At 64.5% G+C, this 16,169-nt stretch carries 9 protein-coding genes; 6 read left to right on the forward strand and 3 right to left on the reverse strand.

Annotation, left to right across the window (positions count from 1 at the left end):
* The first annotated feature begins 365 nt into the window (after positions 1-365).
* Positions 366-1,715 (forward strand): tyrosine-type recombinase/integrase, encoded by a 1,350-nt coding sequence (locus D471_RS42345; protein ID WP_017600639.1) that lies wholly within the window; start codon positions 366-368, stop codon positions 1,713-1,715.
* 152 nt (positions 1,716-1,867) lie between these two features.
* Here the strand turns inward: D471_RS42345 and D471_RS0122105 are convergent, their stop codons facing one another.
* Positions 1,868-2,791 carry a replication-relaxation family protein gene (locus D471_RS0122105; protein ID WP_017600640.1) on the reverse strand — a complete coding sequence of 308 codons (924 nt, stop codon included), beginning with the start codon at positions 2,789-2,791 and terminating at the stop codon, positions 1,868-1,870.
* A gap of 725 nt (positions 2,792-3,516) precedes the next feature.
* Positions 3,517-4,002 carry a hypothetical protein gene (locus D471_RS37780; protein ID WP_017600641.1) on the reverse strand — a complete coding sequence of 162 codons (486 nt, stop codon included), beginning with the start codon at positions 4,000-4,002 and terminating at the stop codon, positions 3,517-3,519.
* Between the two features lie 613 nt (positions 4,003-4,615).
* Between D471_RS37780 and D471_RS37785 the strand changes: the two genes are divergently transcribed.
* From D471_RS37785 to D471_RS0122135, 5 genes are all read left to right on the forward strand, one after another.
* On the forward strand, positions 4,616-6,136 hold the full coding sequence (locus D471_RS37785) for a hypothetical protein (protein WP_017600642.1): 1,521 nt from the start codon (positions 4,616-4,618) through the stop codon (positions 6,134-6,136).
* Positions 6,137-6,308: 172 nt separating this feature from the next.
* The gene (locus D471_RS0122120; protein ID WP_206538961.1) at positions 6,309-7,823 is read left to right on the forward strand and encodes a hypothetical protein; all 1,515 of its coding nucleotides are present in this window, start codon (positions 6,309-6,311) and stop codon (positions 7,821-7,823) included.
* The gene (locus tag D471_RS0122125) at positions 7,820-8,614 is read left to right on the forward strand and encodes a hypothetical protein (RefSeq protein WP_017600644.1); all 795 of its coding nucleotides are present in this window, start codon (positions 7,820-7,822) and stop codon (positions 8,612-8,614) included. The genes D471_RS0122120 and D471_RS0122125 overlap by 4 nt, the downstream gene beginning before the upstream one ends.
* A 13-nt stretch (positions 8,615-8,627) precedes the next feature.
* Positions 8,628-13,139 carry a coiled-coil domain-containing protein gene (locus tag D471_RS0122130; protein ID WP_017600645.1) on the forward strand — a complete coding sequence of 1,504 codons (4,512 nt, stop codon included), beginning with the start codon at positions 8,628-8,630 and terminating at the stop codon, positions 13,137-13,139.
* Positions 13,140-13,212: 73 nt separating this feature from the next.
* Positions 13,213-14,160 carry a Wadjet anti-phage system protein JetD domain-containing protein gene (locus D471_RS0122135; protein WP_161630110.1) on the forward strand — a complete coding sequence of 316 codons (948 nt, stop codon included), beginning with the start codon at positions 13,213-13,215 and terminating at the stop codon, positions 14,158-14,160.
* A 48-nt stretch (positions 14,161-14,208) separates the two neighbouring features.
* On the opposite strand, the gene D471_RS35565 is transcribed toward D471_RS0122135, so the two are convergent.
* A partial coding sequence (locus D471_RS35565) for an ATP-dependent DNA helicase (protein ID WP_040690652.1) occupies positions 14,209-16,169 on the reverse strand: 1,961 nt, incomplete at its 5' end.

Consider the following 16,169-nt stretch of genomic DNA (forward strand, 5'->3'; position numbering starts at 1 on the left):
GGCCTTAAGTGGCCGCCTATGGGGAGTATCTACTGTCCGCTGTCAAGCGCCGGAGAGCGCGGGTTCTGAGAGGGGATGCCGTGGAATCCGGACCAGATGACGGTCAAAAGAGAAAGAGCCCTGCTCTCCTACCGGAGAAGCAAGGCTCTGACCAGGGAAATCTGGGTGGGCGTACCAGGACTTGAACCTGGGGCCTCATCCTTATCAGCGATCATCCAGCCGCTGAGACGACCCGTCACAAGCCCCCTTAGAACCGGATTATCCCTGTTGAGCGGCTTTCCGCCGTTCGCGGAGTGACGCCGGGTGTCGTGCTCTACCGCACGGTCACACGGTCAGATCACGGTCAGAAACAGGGGTCTGTCCACGTGGGATTCTCACGCGCCCGCACCGGCGCCAAGGGCGGGACACGCTTCACCGCGTACTACATCGACATCAAGGGCGACGAGCGGTCAGCGGGCACCTTCGCCACCGAGAAGGAAGCCGACAAGGCATGGCAACGCGCCGAGGCCAAGGTCGCCGAGGGCCGCGTCACCAGCACCAGGCACGGACGCCAGCGGTTCGCCGACTTCGTCCTGGACACCTGGCTGCCCAACCACGTCATGGAGGAGTCCACACGGCAAAACGTCACCTACGCCGTCCACAAGCGCTTCATCCCCGAGTTCGGCAAGATGCGCATGAACGAGATCCTGCCCCAGCACGTCCAGAGCTGGGTCCGGCAATGCCAGAAGGAGGGCCTCGCCGCCTCCTCCATCCACCGCATGACCACGGTCCTGTCGGCCGTCTTCACCTCGGCCGTCGTCAACCAGGTCATCTTCACCCACCCCTGCAAGGGCGTGGTGTTGCCGACGGTCGGCAAGAAGCAGTTCGAGATCATCACCCCCGAACAGTTCGCCGACTTCCACGACGCGATCGAGGGGGAGCGGTTCCGGCTCCTGGTCGAGTTCGACATCGAGTCGGGACTGAGGTGGGGAGAGCTCAGCGAGATCCGGCTCAAGGACATCGACCGGGCGACGGGCATCCTCACCGTCAGCCGGTCCGTCGTGGAGCTCACCGCGAAGTCGCACCCGACCGGCGGACGGTTCCTGGTCAAGGAGTACCCCAAGGACCGCAAGTTCCGCCGCCTCAAGCTCAGTCGGCCCCTGGTGAAGAAGATCCTCACCTACGCCATGGCGCACGGGATCCGCGACGACGACCTGCTCTTCTCCTTCCCCGAGCAGGACGACGACGCTCCGATTCCGGGGGTGCCCGATGGAGTGGACCTCGGACTCACCGCGCCCAACGACGAGGGGAGGAGGTACAAGCACGGCACGACGACCGCGTACACCAACGGGAAGTGCCGCTGCGAGTACTGCCGTGCCGCCTTCGCCCACTACCGCGCCATCCGCCGGGCCGAGGGCAAGGACAAACCGAGAAGACGACGGAAGGTCACCACCGACGGGCACATCCCGGCGGACTGGTTCCGCAAGAACATCTGGCACCCGGCAAGGGAGAAGGCCGGGTTGCCGAAGTCGGCAACCCCGCACCAGCTACGGCACGCTCACGCCTCGTGGCTCCTTGCCGGGGGCGCCAACCTGACCGTGGTCCGGGACCGGTTGGGACACGCCTCCATCACCACGACGGAGCGCTACCTGCACACCCTGCCCGAAGCCGACGACAGCGCCCTCGAAGCGCTCAGCAACGTTCGCTACCGCAGCACAACCACGGCTACCGCCTAACTACTGGTGACACCGTTCTCTGACATCGGCGTGGTCCGCTGGTGCAGGACGTAGCGGAAGATCGACAGTCGGGGAGGTGCGGCACGAGATGCCGCACCTCTCCGACTGCTACGCCCGGTCTACCGCACTATCCACCCATGGCCCCCTCAGGGTCAGCGCCTGAAGCCCAGTGCGAAGTCCGTGTACTGTTCCTCTCCCTGCTGCGGACTGGTCAGGTTGATCCAGATCCGCGCCTGTGGCCCATGCTCCACCAGGTCGGGCATCGTGGCGCATCCGATCGCGAAGTCCTCCCGGGGGACCGTCAAATACGGAGAGAAACGCACGTACGCCGACAGGTCGGTCCGGCGGTTGGCCAGGCGCCGCTCGTTGGCTCCGTCCAGAACCAGCAGCACCCGGGGGAAGCGCGGATACCGCTTCTGCCACGCCGGGCGTGCTGGCCCGTCCGCGGCGCTCCTGCGTTTGCGCAGGGGGTGGTGGTCGAAGTAGCGGGCGTAGGCCACGAGCTTGGCCGCCAGCCGGGACACGGGCATGGTGGTGCGGTCCACCTCCACCAGGAACTGGTACTGGACGCGGAACCCGTTGGGACGGATGGCGACGTAGTGCAGCAGAGCGTCGCTGATCACGTGGGTGTCGGTGAACCTGCCGCCGCCCTTGGCGTAGCGGTGCGCCACCTCCGGGATCCAGTGCAGGGGTTCGAAGTCGTCCCCCTTCATGCGGGCGTGCTCGAAGAAGGCCAGCCCCGTCTCCACCACCGCCAGCATGTGCTCGGCGAGCGGGCCAGCGGCGCGTTCGGGGCTCATCCGGTAAGGACGCACCAGGACCTGACCGGACTCCTGGACCGCGCGTGCTCCGGCCGGGGTGAGGAACCAGCGGTGCGCTTCGCGTCCCGGGGGCACCACCCGGTCGGCCAGACCTCGGCGTCGCAGGTGGTGCAGGACATGGAGCATGTATCTCCGTGAGGTGGCGTCCGGGGTGAGGAGCCGGGCCAACTGGTGGCTGGTGGCCAGCCGGGGCTGGGAGAGCACCGCCTGCGCCTGCTGTGCCAGCGAACTGGCCTCGATCGTGCGGATCGGCAAACCGTCGTCCTCCTCGGTGTGGGAACAGATCCCGTCGCAAGGAGGAAGCAGGTCGCCCGCAAGCGCGTGACGCGAGGAATCAGGCGATCGAGTCCGCTGACGTGGCCCCCACCCCCGGAGAGGAGAAAAGACCCCACCGCCCTCCCACTTGAGGGGAATCGAGACCGCACGCCTGGAAGCCGAAGCGCACACAGACACATACCTCAAACGCCCCTCAGTGGACCCCTGAGGAGTTCAGATGCCTCGCCTCGACTTTCCCCAGCCTGCGGATCTCGCAAGGAGTCAGCGTTCATCTGAAGAGGTTGAGTACAGGTCGAGGTAGGTGATGAGCAGTTGGGAGAACAAGGATCCGTGAATCTGTGCGTGAGGATGGGGAGTCACACCATGAGACGGTGAAGAAACGTGGAGGGTAGACCAGAACAGTCTGGAGAAACAGGAATCAGAGACAGGATGAGATCGCGGTCTTGGCGAAGCATGAGATGAGGAGAGTACGGGAAAGATGATCTTTCTCTTCAATGATTCATATAAGAGAAGAAGATGTCAGAGTTTGCCGGGCACGGCCTATCCTCTGCCCTGTCAGGCTTTGCTGCGTTCGACCACGGCAACGAGACTGAACACCATCCTGTATTGGTACCCGTAGCTCCCGGTTAACCATTGGGTCAACCCCGGTAAGGGGCCTCTGAACCCTGGCCCACCCGATGCCGTGCGCGCATGAGACTCTCCGGTCAGGGCGCGGAGAGGTGACCGGTGAGACGCTCCAGGTCCCAAGGATCGACCGGCACGGGGTCAGGCAGCATGGGTTCCAGCGCTCCGGAGACGATCTCGGTCAGGTCGCACAACGTCCCGCCACGTTCGAAGATGCGTGCCCGTGCAGCCGAGGCTTCGTCAATGTCCGTGCCCTCAGGAACCACCCACACCAACTGGCCCTTCTTCCCGGTGGTGAGACGGTAGACGACTCCGGCCTGGGAGTAGGAGCGGCTGGTGTCCATCCACGGCTGAGCCACTCGTTCCCCGACAGGAGTGGTCAGTTGGCCCTTGCCCCGGGCATCGGTGCCCAGCACCCCGGCTCCGCACCCCTTGGCGTCGATGAGCAACCACCCCGCTCCGGTCAGTACCAGATGATCGATGTTGGCGAGCCCCAACGACATCGGAGCCAGCCCCGCACCGGTGACGTGGTCCAGGCGTACCAGGTCATGGAAGAGGTGGTACACGCCCGGCAAGCCCTCCAACCATCCCTGTACAGCCTGACCCACACGGCGTTCGAAGAACGCGCCACGACGAGCCGCCGAACCATACTGGTCCGCCGCCGTGTCCAACGACGTACCAGGACGACCGTGTACCTGTACCACCATGGTCCACCCCTGTACCACTCTGTTCCACTGACGATCGGCAAGGGCATCTGCACTGGTCACAACGTTATGTCGGCTTGTCGGCAAACCCAAGTACCCGCATGGGCAACGCACGGCTTCCCCTGTGTAGCCGCCCCCGAGGCTTCTGGCCCGTGAACGTACGGATCTCATCAAGGCCGAACAAGCGGACCGCCTCTGGACCCCGTACTGCTGAAGAACGGAAACCAGGCGCGAGTAGTCCCTTCCCTTGAGGCCAGGTCCGTCGCTGTATCCGATCGGAGACCTTCGGCAACTCGAGTCGGCAACCCAGGACTGGAATCCTTCCGGGGTTCTTCTTCTCGACAGAGACGTCTCCGTCTTTCGGTTATCACCTCTCGCTATGACGTGCTGCTGTAGGTTCGGATCCCCAACACCCTCAGCTGACCAGCTTCTCCCTCGACTGGTCAGCGGCCTCGGAGCCGTAGAAGGAAGGGTTATGCGTCGCTGGGATCCCCTCAACGAACTGCAGCTCTCGGTGCTGTCCAAGATCGCTGAAGGCGTCGACCTCAGCGACCACGCAGGCGCCAGGTACCGCCGGTCGGCCTACGCGCTTCGCGACCGGGGCCTTGTCACGGCGGGCAGGAAACAGGGCAAGTGGCAAGCCCACATCACAGATGCCGGCCGCTTCTACCTGGAGCACGGACACCATCCGGACAGGCCCTCCGATGGGAAGGGCACGAAGGAGGGGGAACGCCCGGCCGAGGCAGAGCGGAAGAGAGCTCGCGCTTCCCGCGCCGCCTCTTCGGACGATGCCGCGAAGCTGATCGCCGACCTGAACGCTGGAGGAGGTGTCCTCCACATCGAGAACCCAGACATGGAAACCCGGGCGCGCTATCGAAGGGCGATCGACCGCGCCAAGCGGCACAACCTCGTGCCTGAGGGTAAATCCCTCAAGTACACAGGGCGTAGCGCAGGAGACCTGGTCGTGTGTCTGGTCGACCCGGCGAACGGCGGCGAGACCGAGTGGAACAAGATCCGGTCCACCACCGGCAGCACGTACACCGGCACGGCCGCCATCCTCGAAGAGCTCCGACGCGATCCTTCGCCGCTGAAGGTCTCAGAAGCCCTTCGTCCGCGAGCGCTGGTCGTCGTCGAGTCCCTCGGCAAAGTCCTGAGCAGGAAGGGGTATCGGCTGGTCCTAGCCAAGAGGCGCAACGGCACCACGTTGTTCGTCATGGTCAAGGGACACCAGTACAACCTGACGGTGGCGGAAGAGCGCGAGCAGGTGGAGAAGCCCTCAAACACACGGCTCAGGAGACGCTCACACAACCGCTTCCTGTTGCCGCGCCCCGAGTATGAACTCAGATGGACCGGTCGTCTCCAACTCATGATCTCGCCCTCAGGCCACGCCGATTCCACGGACTGGGGCGACAAGGGACGGCGACGTCTGGAGAACCAGGTCCGTGACCTCGTTCCCGAGCTCGAGCACCGTTCGAAGGCTACAGACGAGGCGAGGCTCGCCCGGGAGCGGCAGCTCAGGGAATGGGAGGAGCAGGAGAGGCGCAGGCGGCTCCGCGAAGAGGCCGAATGGGAGAAGGCCATGGCCGACGCCACGGAACACGCCATCGCGGCCAAGCGGAGCGCGGTGTTCCGGGAGGCCCTGGAGTCGTGGAACACCGTCAATGAGATTCGAGTCTTCTGCAGAGCTCTGGAGGAGGAGGCCCAGGAGTGCGGGGACTCCCTGCAGGCTGAACGGTTGATGCTGTGGGCACGATGGGGAGAGGAGACGGCCGAGCGGTGGGATCCCGTCCGCTCCGACGCTGGTGTTCGAAGCCAGGACTTCGACGCCGCTCCCTCACCGGATGAGCTGAGGCCCTTCCTCGGCGACTGGAGTCCGCACGGTCCGCGCCGTGAATACCGGTACCGAACGGAGTACAAGGAAGCGGACCACGGGGGCACGCACGGAGAGGGCTGGCACTACCGCGACCGGCGGCGTCCCCAGTGGTGGCGCCGCTGAAGGTGACCAACCTACAAGGACTGGGGTCAACAGAAGGATGACCTCCTCACTTGTGGCAGCCACGGCGCTCCGTGCCTCTTTCCTGGTTATGGATCGACGAGGTGTCCCGATGAGTCGCATAGTTCAGATTTTCACCCCCTATACCTGAACTCGATGCACTACTGTTGTGCTCGTGTCTGAACGCGTCTCCCCCAATGACGTTGCAAGCATCGAGACGTTCTTCGACGAAGGCTTGGAACGCAGGCTCAAGTCGCTTGCCTGCACAGGGCCCATCCATGACCTCGATGTCCGCAAGGGGCATCTGGACTTCGCCGGTGCCACCGTGTACGCGATGTCGGAGATCGCCTTCCAGATCATCGATCAGGTCACCATCAAGATGGACTTCGACCACGGTGCCGACCATGACGATGTGATCGCTGAGGTCATGCCGTTCGTGGCGGCACAGGCCCCCGACCGTGATCCGGATGAACACGAGCGGATCACAAGGTGGGTCCTGGAGAACTTGATCAATGTCGGAACCGTGGACAGGGGTTTTCGTGCCTTCTATGGCGTTTACTCCCCTGATGCCGGTTACCAACGGCGCGCGTTCGACTTCAAGCTCCTCGTCGAACTCTCAGCTCCGGACGGAGAGATCTACCTGCGGACATCGGATGAGGCGATCAACGTCCTCATCGGTGCCTTGGACCTCGATGTGGAGTCCGCACAGATCGCCGCGGAGATCAAACTCGAGAACCTGATCCGACGTGGGAAGCTCTCCGATGCCCAAGCCGCTGCGCAACAGGCCCGGTATGCGACGGTTCGGTACGCGGAGAAGCTTCGGCGGATGCTGGAGGCCACACGGAGGGACGTTCGCTCGGTCGACTGGGAACGTCAGGTGCCCGATCTGATCGATGAGGCGCTGACGCACGTACTGGGCCGGTACCACGCGGAAACGTCGATTCTCGACAACATCCGTGAGGCCCGCGACGAGACTGTAGAGCCGAACCGGAAGCTGAAGGCCGCGACTCTGGTCACCATCGTCGAAGAGTGCCTGGACAGACACACCCAACTCCAGGCGCGTTTGCTGGAAGCACGTGAAGTGTTCCGCTCCGAGCAGGACCGCCAACAGTTCTCCGGACGTCCCAAGGTCGCGGCGATCGACCTGTTCGGCCAGGTGTTGACGCCGGTTCTCGAGTTGACGCTCTCGGAGGCGGTTGAACCGACCGACGCCTTCTTCCGAGCGGGGGTCGGACTGCGGCGACCGTCGGCCCTGCGCCTGCGATCCTTGATACAGGCGCTCATCAGCCCTGTCGCCGAGAGGAGCGAGTTCGCGGGGGAGCTACCAGAGCCCCACCTGATGCCTCTTCCGGACCCCGACGTGTTCACGGACGAGCAGTGGACCCAGTCGGACGCCCTCCTGGACCTTCACGAAGTGCCACGCAGGTTGTCGGGCCTACTGGAAGAGGCCCGCGAGTCTGATCCCGACTTGCCCACACTGGTGATGCTGCGAGTGCTCCATGCCATATCCCCCGGTATCGGCCAGGCGCTACGGCAACAGGATGACCGGGTGCTGATAGCGGTGGACGACGGACAGGAACTGTGGGATCTGCAGTTCGGCGGCGCGGACCTGCTCGTAGGCCAGGCACGATTGTCGCGTGACCTCGCGGATGCTCCGGATACGAACAACGAAGAGGGTGAGGTCGCGTGAGTTCGAGCATCTCCCCAGCGGACGTCGCTGACGCGGCGCAACTGGTCGCGCTCGGTATGCGTCCACGGCAATTGCCGACCAGGGATCCCATCTACGCCGACTTCGTCCGTCGCCACAACGAGGATCCGCTCTTTGCCGAAACCACCGCGGCCGTCGCGGATGGACTGGGGCTCACCGTCCTGGGCTGCGACCGACGAACAGGGCTTGTTGTCGCTGCCCGTGAGGGTTCGCTCTTCGAGGTCCGTATGGAGGAGTACGTACGGCGAACCTCCGCGCGCGACCGAGGTGAGCGTGCTCTGCACGGACTCGTCCACCTCGCTACGGCGGCTCTGGCGTTCCCCCGTCCGGATGACCTCGTGGACGACTCCTATGTCGGGCGGACCAGCGTCGACCAGATCGACGGCGTGGTCCGCCAAACCTGCCAGATCCTTGAGGAGAGATCCGCCAAGCTCGAGGAGAACTCCGATCCTGAGGACGGCGCGAGCGATCTGGAAAGGCTCTGGCAGATCTACAAACGGCGACCCGAGACCACGCGCACGAAGGATGGTCGTCTCGCCCCGAGCACCACCCGCGGCATGGTCTCCAAAGCTCTGAAGTTCCTCGCGGATCAAGGTCTGCTCGCCCAGGTCAACGGCGAGGGAGGCGGTACGTACCGCACGACGCCGCGTTATCAGGCACAGGTGCGCGACCTGGCCGCCGACGCGGCGTTCAACGAACTGCTTGAACTAGGGGTCGTGGCAGTCGCCGACGGCTCCGGTTCGCTACACGTTCTCGATGCGGACGAAGAGTAGGCCGGGAAGTCGGATGTACGAACTCTCACGCGTGCGGCTGTTCTCCATCGGCCCCAAAGGCGCCCGCTACCAGGATGTGACGCTGGATCTGAGGAATGTCGGTGCACCTGTGCCGAACGGGACACCCGCTTCCCTCTTCGAGCTCGATTCCACCACCGCCGATGCGTCCGCTTCCCTCCGGAGGCCGAGCCCCGCGACGGTACTGTTCCTGGAGAACGGGGGCGGCAAGTCCGTCCTCATCAAGCTCATCTTCTCGGTCATGCTTCCTGGGCGGCGCCAGGTCGTGGGCAGTTCGAGCAGTCGGCTCCTGGAGAACTTCGTCCAGGCTCACGATGTGGCCCATGTGGCGTTGGAATGGCAACACTTCAAGACCGGGCAGCGCGTCGTGGTGGGCAAGGTCTCCACCTGGCGGGGACAGGTCGTGTCAAGTGATCCTTCCCGGCTTCTCGAAGCGTGGTATTCGTTCCGTCCCACCGAGCGGTTCAACCTGGACTGTCTGCCGCTCACCGAAGGCCGCCAGACCGTGTCCATGACCGGCTTCCGCAGTCGGCTCGAGGAAGCGGGCAAGGTTGAGCCGCATCTGGAAACCGTGTGGACCGCCAATCACGGGATCTGGCGCGAGCGCCTCACCCGGTTAGGGATCGACCCTGAGCTCTTCCGTTACCAGCGCCGTATGAACGCGGGCGAGGGCGAGGCCGCGGACGCCTTCACCTTCAAATCCGACGAAGCCTTCGTCGACTGGTTGCTCACTGCCGTCACCGACGAGGAATCGGTCCGTGTGGTCGGTGATGTCGTCGAGCAGTACGCCACCCGACTGGCGCAGCGCGGCCAGCTCATCTCAGAACGTGAGTTCGTGTCTGGTGCTCTGGATCAGCTTCACCCACTGGCCGAAGCAGCGCAGGATCGTGCGACTGTCGCTGATCAGCTGGCCCAAGCCCAGAGAAGGGCTCGAGCTTTCGCGATCGCATTGAAGCTGCGCCGTGAGCAGGAACTGGACCGGCTGGGCACCCTCAAAGACGAGCTCGAAGAGGCAGCCGAGGGGCAACAGCGAGAGGACCGCAGGGAGCGCAGGCTCAACCGAATCACCATCGAGATGCGCCGCGCCCGGGCCGAACTCAGATGGAAACAGGCCTGCGCGGAGCTGGAACGACTGGAAGCCCTGCTAGACGAGGCGCGTGACCACCTGGCCGCATGGCAGGCCACCGGAGTCCTCATCGCCTACCACCGAGCCCATGACGAAGCGGAACAGATCCGGTCGCTCGTTTCCGATCAGGAACAGCAGGCGGCGCCGCTCTTGGAGGCTCGGGAGAGAGCGGCACACCGACTCGTACGCGGTCTGGCCCATACCGCAGACCAGGCTCAGCAGTCGGCTGAGGAAGCCCAGAAGCGATGCGCAGTGCTTACCGAGGCGGCACGACAAGCCGAGGATGAGCGTGTGGACGAGATGGGCAGTGCCGAAAGCGAACGAGCCCGCGCACGACGGGCCGACACGGACGTGGAAACGATCGTGCGCCTGGTCAAGGACGCTGTCAGTGACTCCCTTCTCACCTCCGTCGAGGACGACGTGTCCGCGAGGGCGGACCAAGCCGACACCGTTCTCAAGCGCACCGTCGCCAACATCAAAGACGCCGAGCAGAGGATGTCCGAACTGGCCACGGCGCTAGGAAGGCTACGACGGGAGATCCGCCAAGCCGGCCAGACCGTGGATGAGGCCAAGAGCAGGGCCCGCGCAGCTGAGGATGCTTTGGTAGCCGGTGAGGGAGCAGCGGAGCGCCTGCGAACGGATGAACGTCTCGCGGCACTCCTGGGCACCCAAGAGGTGGATCCGGAGCTGGACGCTCCCTCACTGATCGAGCTCCTCACGGACGCGCTCGACAGCAACCGCGAAGAGCAGGCCCGGGTGGGAATCAGTCTCAGTGAGAACCAACGGGTGCTCGACGCCCTCGGGTCAGGCGGGTTGCTGCCCCCCAGTGTCGACGTCACCGACGCGTTGAACGAACTCGAGGCCGCCGGGATCCACGCATGGTCAGGCTGGCTGTATCTGTCGACCATGCGTCCGGAAGACCGCGAACCGGCCCTGCGAGCCCACCCAGACCTGGTCGGTGGCGTGGTACTGAACAACGCCGACCACATTCCGCGTGCCAAGGACGTCCTCACGAGAGCGCGGCTTCTGCCACGTACGGTCGTCGCGGTGGGAACCACGGCACAGATCACCACCTTGCCCCCGGAATCTCCGGTTTCAGCCCCCTTCCTCGTGCCACCCAACCCGGCCATGTACGACGAGGAACAGGCTGAGCATGAGCGTCAGCGCGTCACCGAACTCGTCGACCGTTCCCGAACCAGACTGGGTGCACTCACCTCCCAAGCACAATCCGACCGGGAGCTCCTGGCGCTGGTGAGTTCCTGGTCCGAGCGCTATCCGCCTGGGACACTATCGCGGCTACGTGAGGAGAAGCAGACCGCGGAAGAAGCGCTTGCTGAAGCGAAAGCGCTCGTGGAAAGCCTGGAAACGCGGAGCGATGAGATCGAGGAAGAACAGAACGACCTCAGGGAGGTCAGGCTTCCCTCTCTCCGCGCCGACGAGGAAGAGCAACGCGCAACGGCGGACCGACTACTCAGCCTGGCGGCACAGGCGGACCGCCTTCCTGGATTGCGACAGATCGCCAGACAAGCCTGGGCGGCTGTCACGTCCCACACTCAGCAGGCTGATGAATACAAAGAGCTGGCTGAGCGGCATCGACGCGATGCCCACGAGGCGCAACGCGACTGCGACGATAGTCAGCGTGCAGCGAGCACCTGTCGTGAGGAGATGGCCTCCGTTCCGGGTTCCGGGAGCGTCGACGACACCGAACCCGTACCTGAGGAGTCCATCTCACGCCTGCGTGACAGCTATCGCTTCGCCCGTGAAGCATACGAGGCCGTCCGTATCGGCGCTGACCTTCGCGATCGCCTCAACACGGCGGAAAAGGTCGAAACACAGGCCCAGGCCCGCCTCGAGGAGGTTCAACCCGCGCGGATTCTCCCCTCGGCCGAGCGTTTGCTCGCCACTCCGGACGGAACCGACGTGGCATCCAGAGCCGCGGCTACCGACAGGGCCCGACGCATCGTCGAAAACCATGAGCGTGACCGCACCGCTCAAGCCGGGGTCGTCGGACAGCTGGAGAACGAGTTCTCACGGTTCCAGCGGCAGGAAGTGACTCTGGAGCCGCACTACAGTTACCCGACCAGTATCGCTCAGGCCGAGGAACTCGTCAGTCGCGCCGAGACGGAGTTCACGGAGGCTCACAGCGCCCACGAGAGGGCGAAGGAACGGCACGAGGCTCTGAAACAGCAGACCGCGCACAAGCAGGAACTGGTCGACCGGCTCCGTTCACATCTCGACGTGATGGATGATGTCGTCCCGTCTCAGGAGGAGACAGGTGACGCCGAACCTTTCACTGGCACCTCGGAACAGGCCGGTGAACAGCGGACCTCGCTCGTAGAGAGGTTGCGAGAAGCGGAAACGCTGTTCGATGACGCGGCGAGGGTCGAACGCCGTGCGGCCGACCGGCTCGCCCAGTACGCAAGCGATGAGCGCTTTGCCCAGGTCGACAGCCCGGTCCGCCGTCAGATCATCAGTGTCCCACGTGAGCAACTGCCCGATCACGCGGGAGAGTGGGAATCGGCTCTGCGCCCGCGGCTTCGGAGCCTGAGCGATGAGCTCACCCAACTGGACAGACACCGCGCTGGAATCATCGAACGCCTGCGCGGAATGGTGGAGAAGGGTCTCCACACACTCCGGAACGCCAGGAGGCTCTCAAAGCTGCCTGAGGGCTTGGGAGACTGGGGCGGACAGGAGTTCTTGCGCATCACCTACGCAGTGGTCGCGAGGGATGTACTCGACGACCGACTCGGCACGGTGATCGACGAAGCAGTCGCCCCTCCTGAGCAGGAAGCCGGACGCAAGCGACCGCCTCGAAGCAACGGCCGCAGGGACGGTCTCACCCTTCTGCTGCGCGGAGTCCGGGCGGCCACTCCCAAGGGCATCAAGGTGGAGATCCTCAAACCCGACGCTGTGCTGAGGACCGAACGCGTCCGTGTCTCGCAGATCAACGACATCTTCTCAGGAGGGCAGCTCCTGACGGCCGCCATCATCATCTACTGCACTATGGCCGCGTTGCGGGCGAACGCCCGCGGTCACACACGCCAGCACTCCGGTGTTCTGTTCCTGGACAACCCCATCGGCCGTGCTTCGGCCGGTTACCTGATCGAACTGCAGATGGCCGTGGCCAAGGCGCTCGGAGTCCAGTTGATCTACACCACGGGCCTGTTCGACACCAACGCGCTCGCCGCTTTCCCTCTGATCATTCGCCTGCGCAACGACGCGGACCTGCGTGCCGGGCTGGTCTACCTCTCGGTGCACGATGTGATCCGCGCTCAGATCTCCAGACTCGGTGAGCCCGATGGAACCGGCTCCATCACCGCGAGCAGAGTGTACGCACGCTCGGAAACAGGAAACGATGATGGCGAACACGCGACTGAGTAGGCGGGGCGAGCGGTTCGCCACCGCCCTTCGGGGACGCCGGGGTCGCCGTGTCCCTTTGCTCGACCTGTGGGCCGTGCTCGACCGTGTTGATCCCGCTTCGCGTACGGATCCGAACCGCCGCATCATCCTCGCCGACCTTCTGGCGGAGCTCGCCGAGTCCGAGCAGGTCACCCTCCCGAGCACACGCTCCTACGAACGCTCTGAGCATCCGCCGCTACCGAAATTCGTCACCCTGCCCGTGACGGGCGAGGCCTCAGCCCCACGTCGGCAGATCGTCTGGCATCCCACTCTGTCGTGGGTACCCGAGTCCCGAGTGTCTCCGAGCCAGCATGACCGCCTCGTGGAGGTCAACGCATGGCTGCACTCGACCCCCAATCCTCTCCCCGTCCCGCACAGGGAGAGGTCATTGGAGATCTTCGGTGATGAGAAGGTCCTCGACCGGCTCCTCGCAACCGGGATGTTCGGCCCAGGGCGGCTGACCCTGGAGCTGCTCGCGACCTACCGCGCAACCGTACGGTTCACCAGTGAACTGGTCGGAGAGGGAGACATTCTGCTCGTCGTGGAGAACAGCGACACGTTCGACTCACTCGTCCACGCCCTGCGCAGTCGGTCGGATCACAGGGTTTCCCTTGTCGCTTGGGGAGCAGGCGGTGCGTTCGAGGCGTCGGTGTTGTCCATCGCACGGCTGGACCGGGCGGTGAACGATGTCGCCTACTTCGGGGATGTGGACGCGAAGGGAATCAAGATTCCTGCCAACGCCGCCTCGCTCGCAGCCCAGCACGGTTTGCCCACGATCCGCCCCGCGATCGGCCTCTACACGGCTCTCTTGGACAGGGGGCGTCGGCGGAGTGGGCAGAAGCCGGTCTCACCTGAAGTGGCCGAAGGACTGGTCAGATGGCTTCCTCCCGAACACAGAGACGCAGTGAAGAGCTGCTTGGCCTCGGGAGTGAGGCTGGCGCAGGAGGCTGTGGGACGCGACTACCTCACCACCGAGGAGACCTGGCTTTCCGACCTTCGCTGAGATTTCGGTGATTCGGGCGTCGACCGTAGACGGCCAACGTACGGACAGTCAGCGTCTGCTCCTTGAGGCTGGCTTGTCTCGGCACAGGGCGACGAAGTCGCAGCGGTCGCACTGATCGCACCATGAGTTCAGCCGTGGTAGGTCGTTGGCCCGGAGGGCTTCGCCTGCTTCCCAAATCTTGTTGTGCACGTTGGTGAGCAGGGAGTCCTCGATCTCCTCACGGGTGGTCTGTCCAGCCTCGTCGAGGTTGAGGACCTCGACGAGGTCCGCGTTCTCCCCAGCCAGCTCTCCATAGCCGACTGCGTAGACGTGGAGCTGGTCGCGAGTGACCTCTTCGGCCTGGGCCCGATCAGTGGACTTGAAGTCCACAATGGACAGTTCGTCGGTGTCCAGCCGACGAATGAGGTCGATGCGCCCATCCACAGTGATGCCCGGGGCCACGTGCACTTGGACCTGCTTTTCGGAGTGTTCGGTCCGCGGGATCTCCTCGCCGTGGGTGGCGAAGTAGCGCCTGATCGCCTTGATCGCGGCTGCACTGAGAGTGGCCCGAAGCTCGGGGTAGGCGAACGGGGTGTGCAGGTGGCGTTCGACCAGATCCTCGGCATCAGAAGCGTCAAGCAACTCCCCAGCGATAGCTCTCTTGTGTACCTCCGCCAGGGCGTCGTGCAGCCCTTTGCCGTAACCCAGAGCCTCGTGCAACGGAGGGTTGAAGCCGTAGAGGAAGCGCAGCTTGAACGAGTACGGACACTCGAAGAGGTACTTGAGCTCGGAAAAGGAGAACGTCAACTGCGGGGTCTCCTGCCGCGGCACGGCAGGGAGGCGCTCCGGCAGGGGGCGAGTGCTCGGTCTGGTCGACACCCACCTCTGGTCCGAGCAGTGGTCGAAGAAGGGCGAGCGGTTGCGGTACCGCTTGGTCTCCCCTGGCGAGTAGGTCAGGTTGAGGTACTTCTGCGCCCGGGTGACCGCCACGTAGAACAAGCGGGTTTCGTCTTCGACCGTGCCCCGGTAGCGGTCCGGGTCCTCGATAGCTTCCTGCGGCAAGACGTGAAACAGTCCCAGGCCTCCGTGCCGCTGGGAGGGGAAGCGGTTCTTGCGCAGGCAGGGCACGAACACGACCGGCCACTGCATCCCCTTGGCCTGGTGCACGGTGGACAGCGTGACCGCGTCCGGCGCAGCGTAGCCCACGTCGGCGTCGGACTCGGCATAGTAGCCGGGTGCCTGGTGGGTCAGCCAGGAAACGAACGCCTGATACTTCTCCGCTGGTTCGGTGGTGAAGTAGATCTGCTCGAAGTCTGAGATCACCTGGCTGAACTTGCCCAGCTGGTAATAGACCAGCTCACCACGGCCTTCCGGCCCTGGCACGGTCTCCTCGCGCAGCGTCAGCTTCTCCAGGAAGTCGAGGTAGACCCGCTGGATGTTGTACGCACCGAACCGGCCCCCTTGCTCGAAATCCCGCCCCCGCTCCAGGACATCGAGGGCGGCTGGCCAATCGTGGCCGTCCGGGAGGAGCCCCGCGGCCTGCCACAGCGCGCGCAACTCCTCGGCTGAGATCTCCTGGACCATGAAGCGGAAGATCCCGACGACCGCTTCGATCTCTGGGGTGTCGAAGAGCCGGTTCAGCCCTTTGACCACATAGGGGATACCGCGTCGCTTCAGCTCGGCAACCAGTGGGTCGGCGTCTTTGGCCACGGAGCGGAACAGCACCGAGCAGTCCGACCATGACAATCCGCGAGGCTCCGCGTCCGGGGTGTCGCGGAACGGCACTCCACGCATCTCCTCGATTCGGTCACAGATCCAAGCGGCCTCCTTGTCGGCGTCGTTGAAGGCGAGCGCGAGCAGGTCCCCGCGCTCCCATTTTTGGGACTCGGCCGAGACCATGCGCTTGGGCAGTCGCTCATCGTCCGGGACACGCTCGGCGATGGACCGGCCAAGCTCGACGATTCCCGGGCTGGAACGGAAGTTGTCCGCCAGCGTCACCCGCCGCACTCCGTCATGGCGGGCGGGGGAGG

Origin of the sequence: Nocardiopsis lucentensis DSM 44048 (assembly GCF_000341125.1) — a bacterium.
GTDB lineage: Bacteria > Actinomycetota > Actinomycetes > Streptosporangiales > Streptosporangiaceae > Nocardiopsis > Nocardiopsis lucentensis.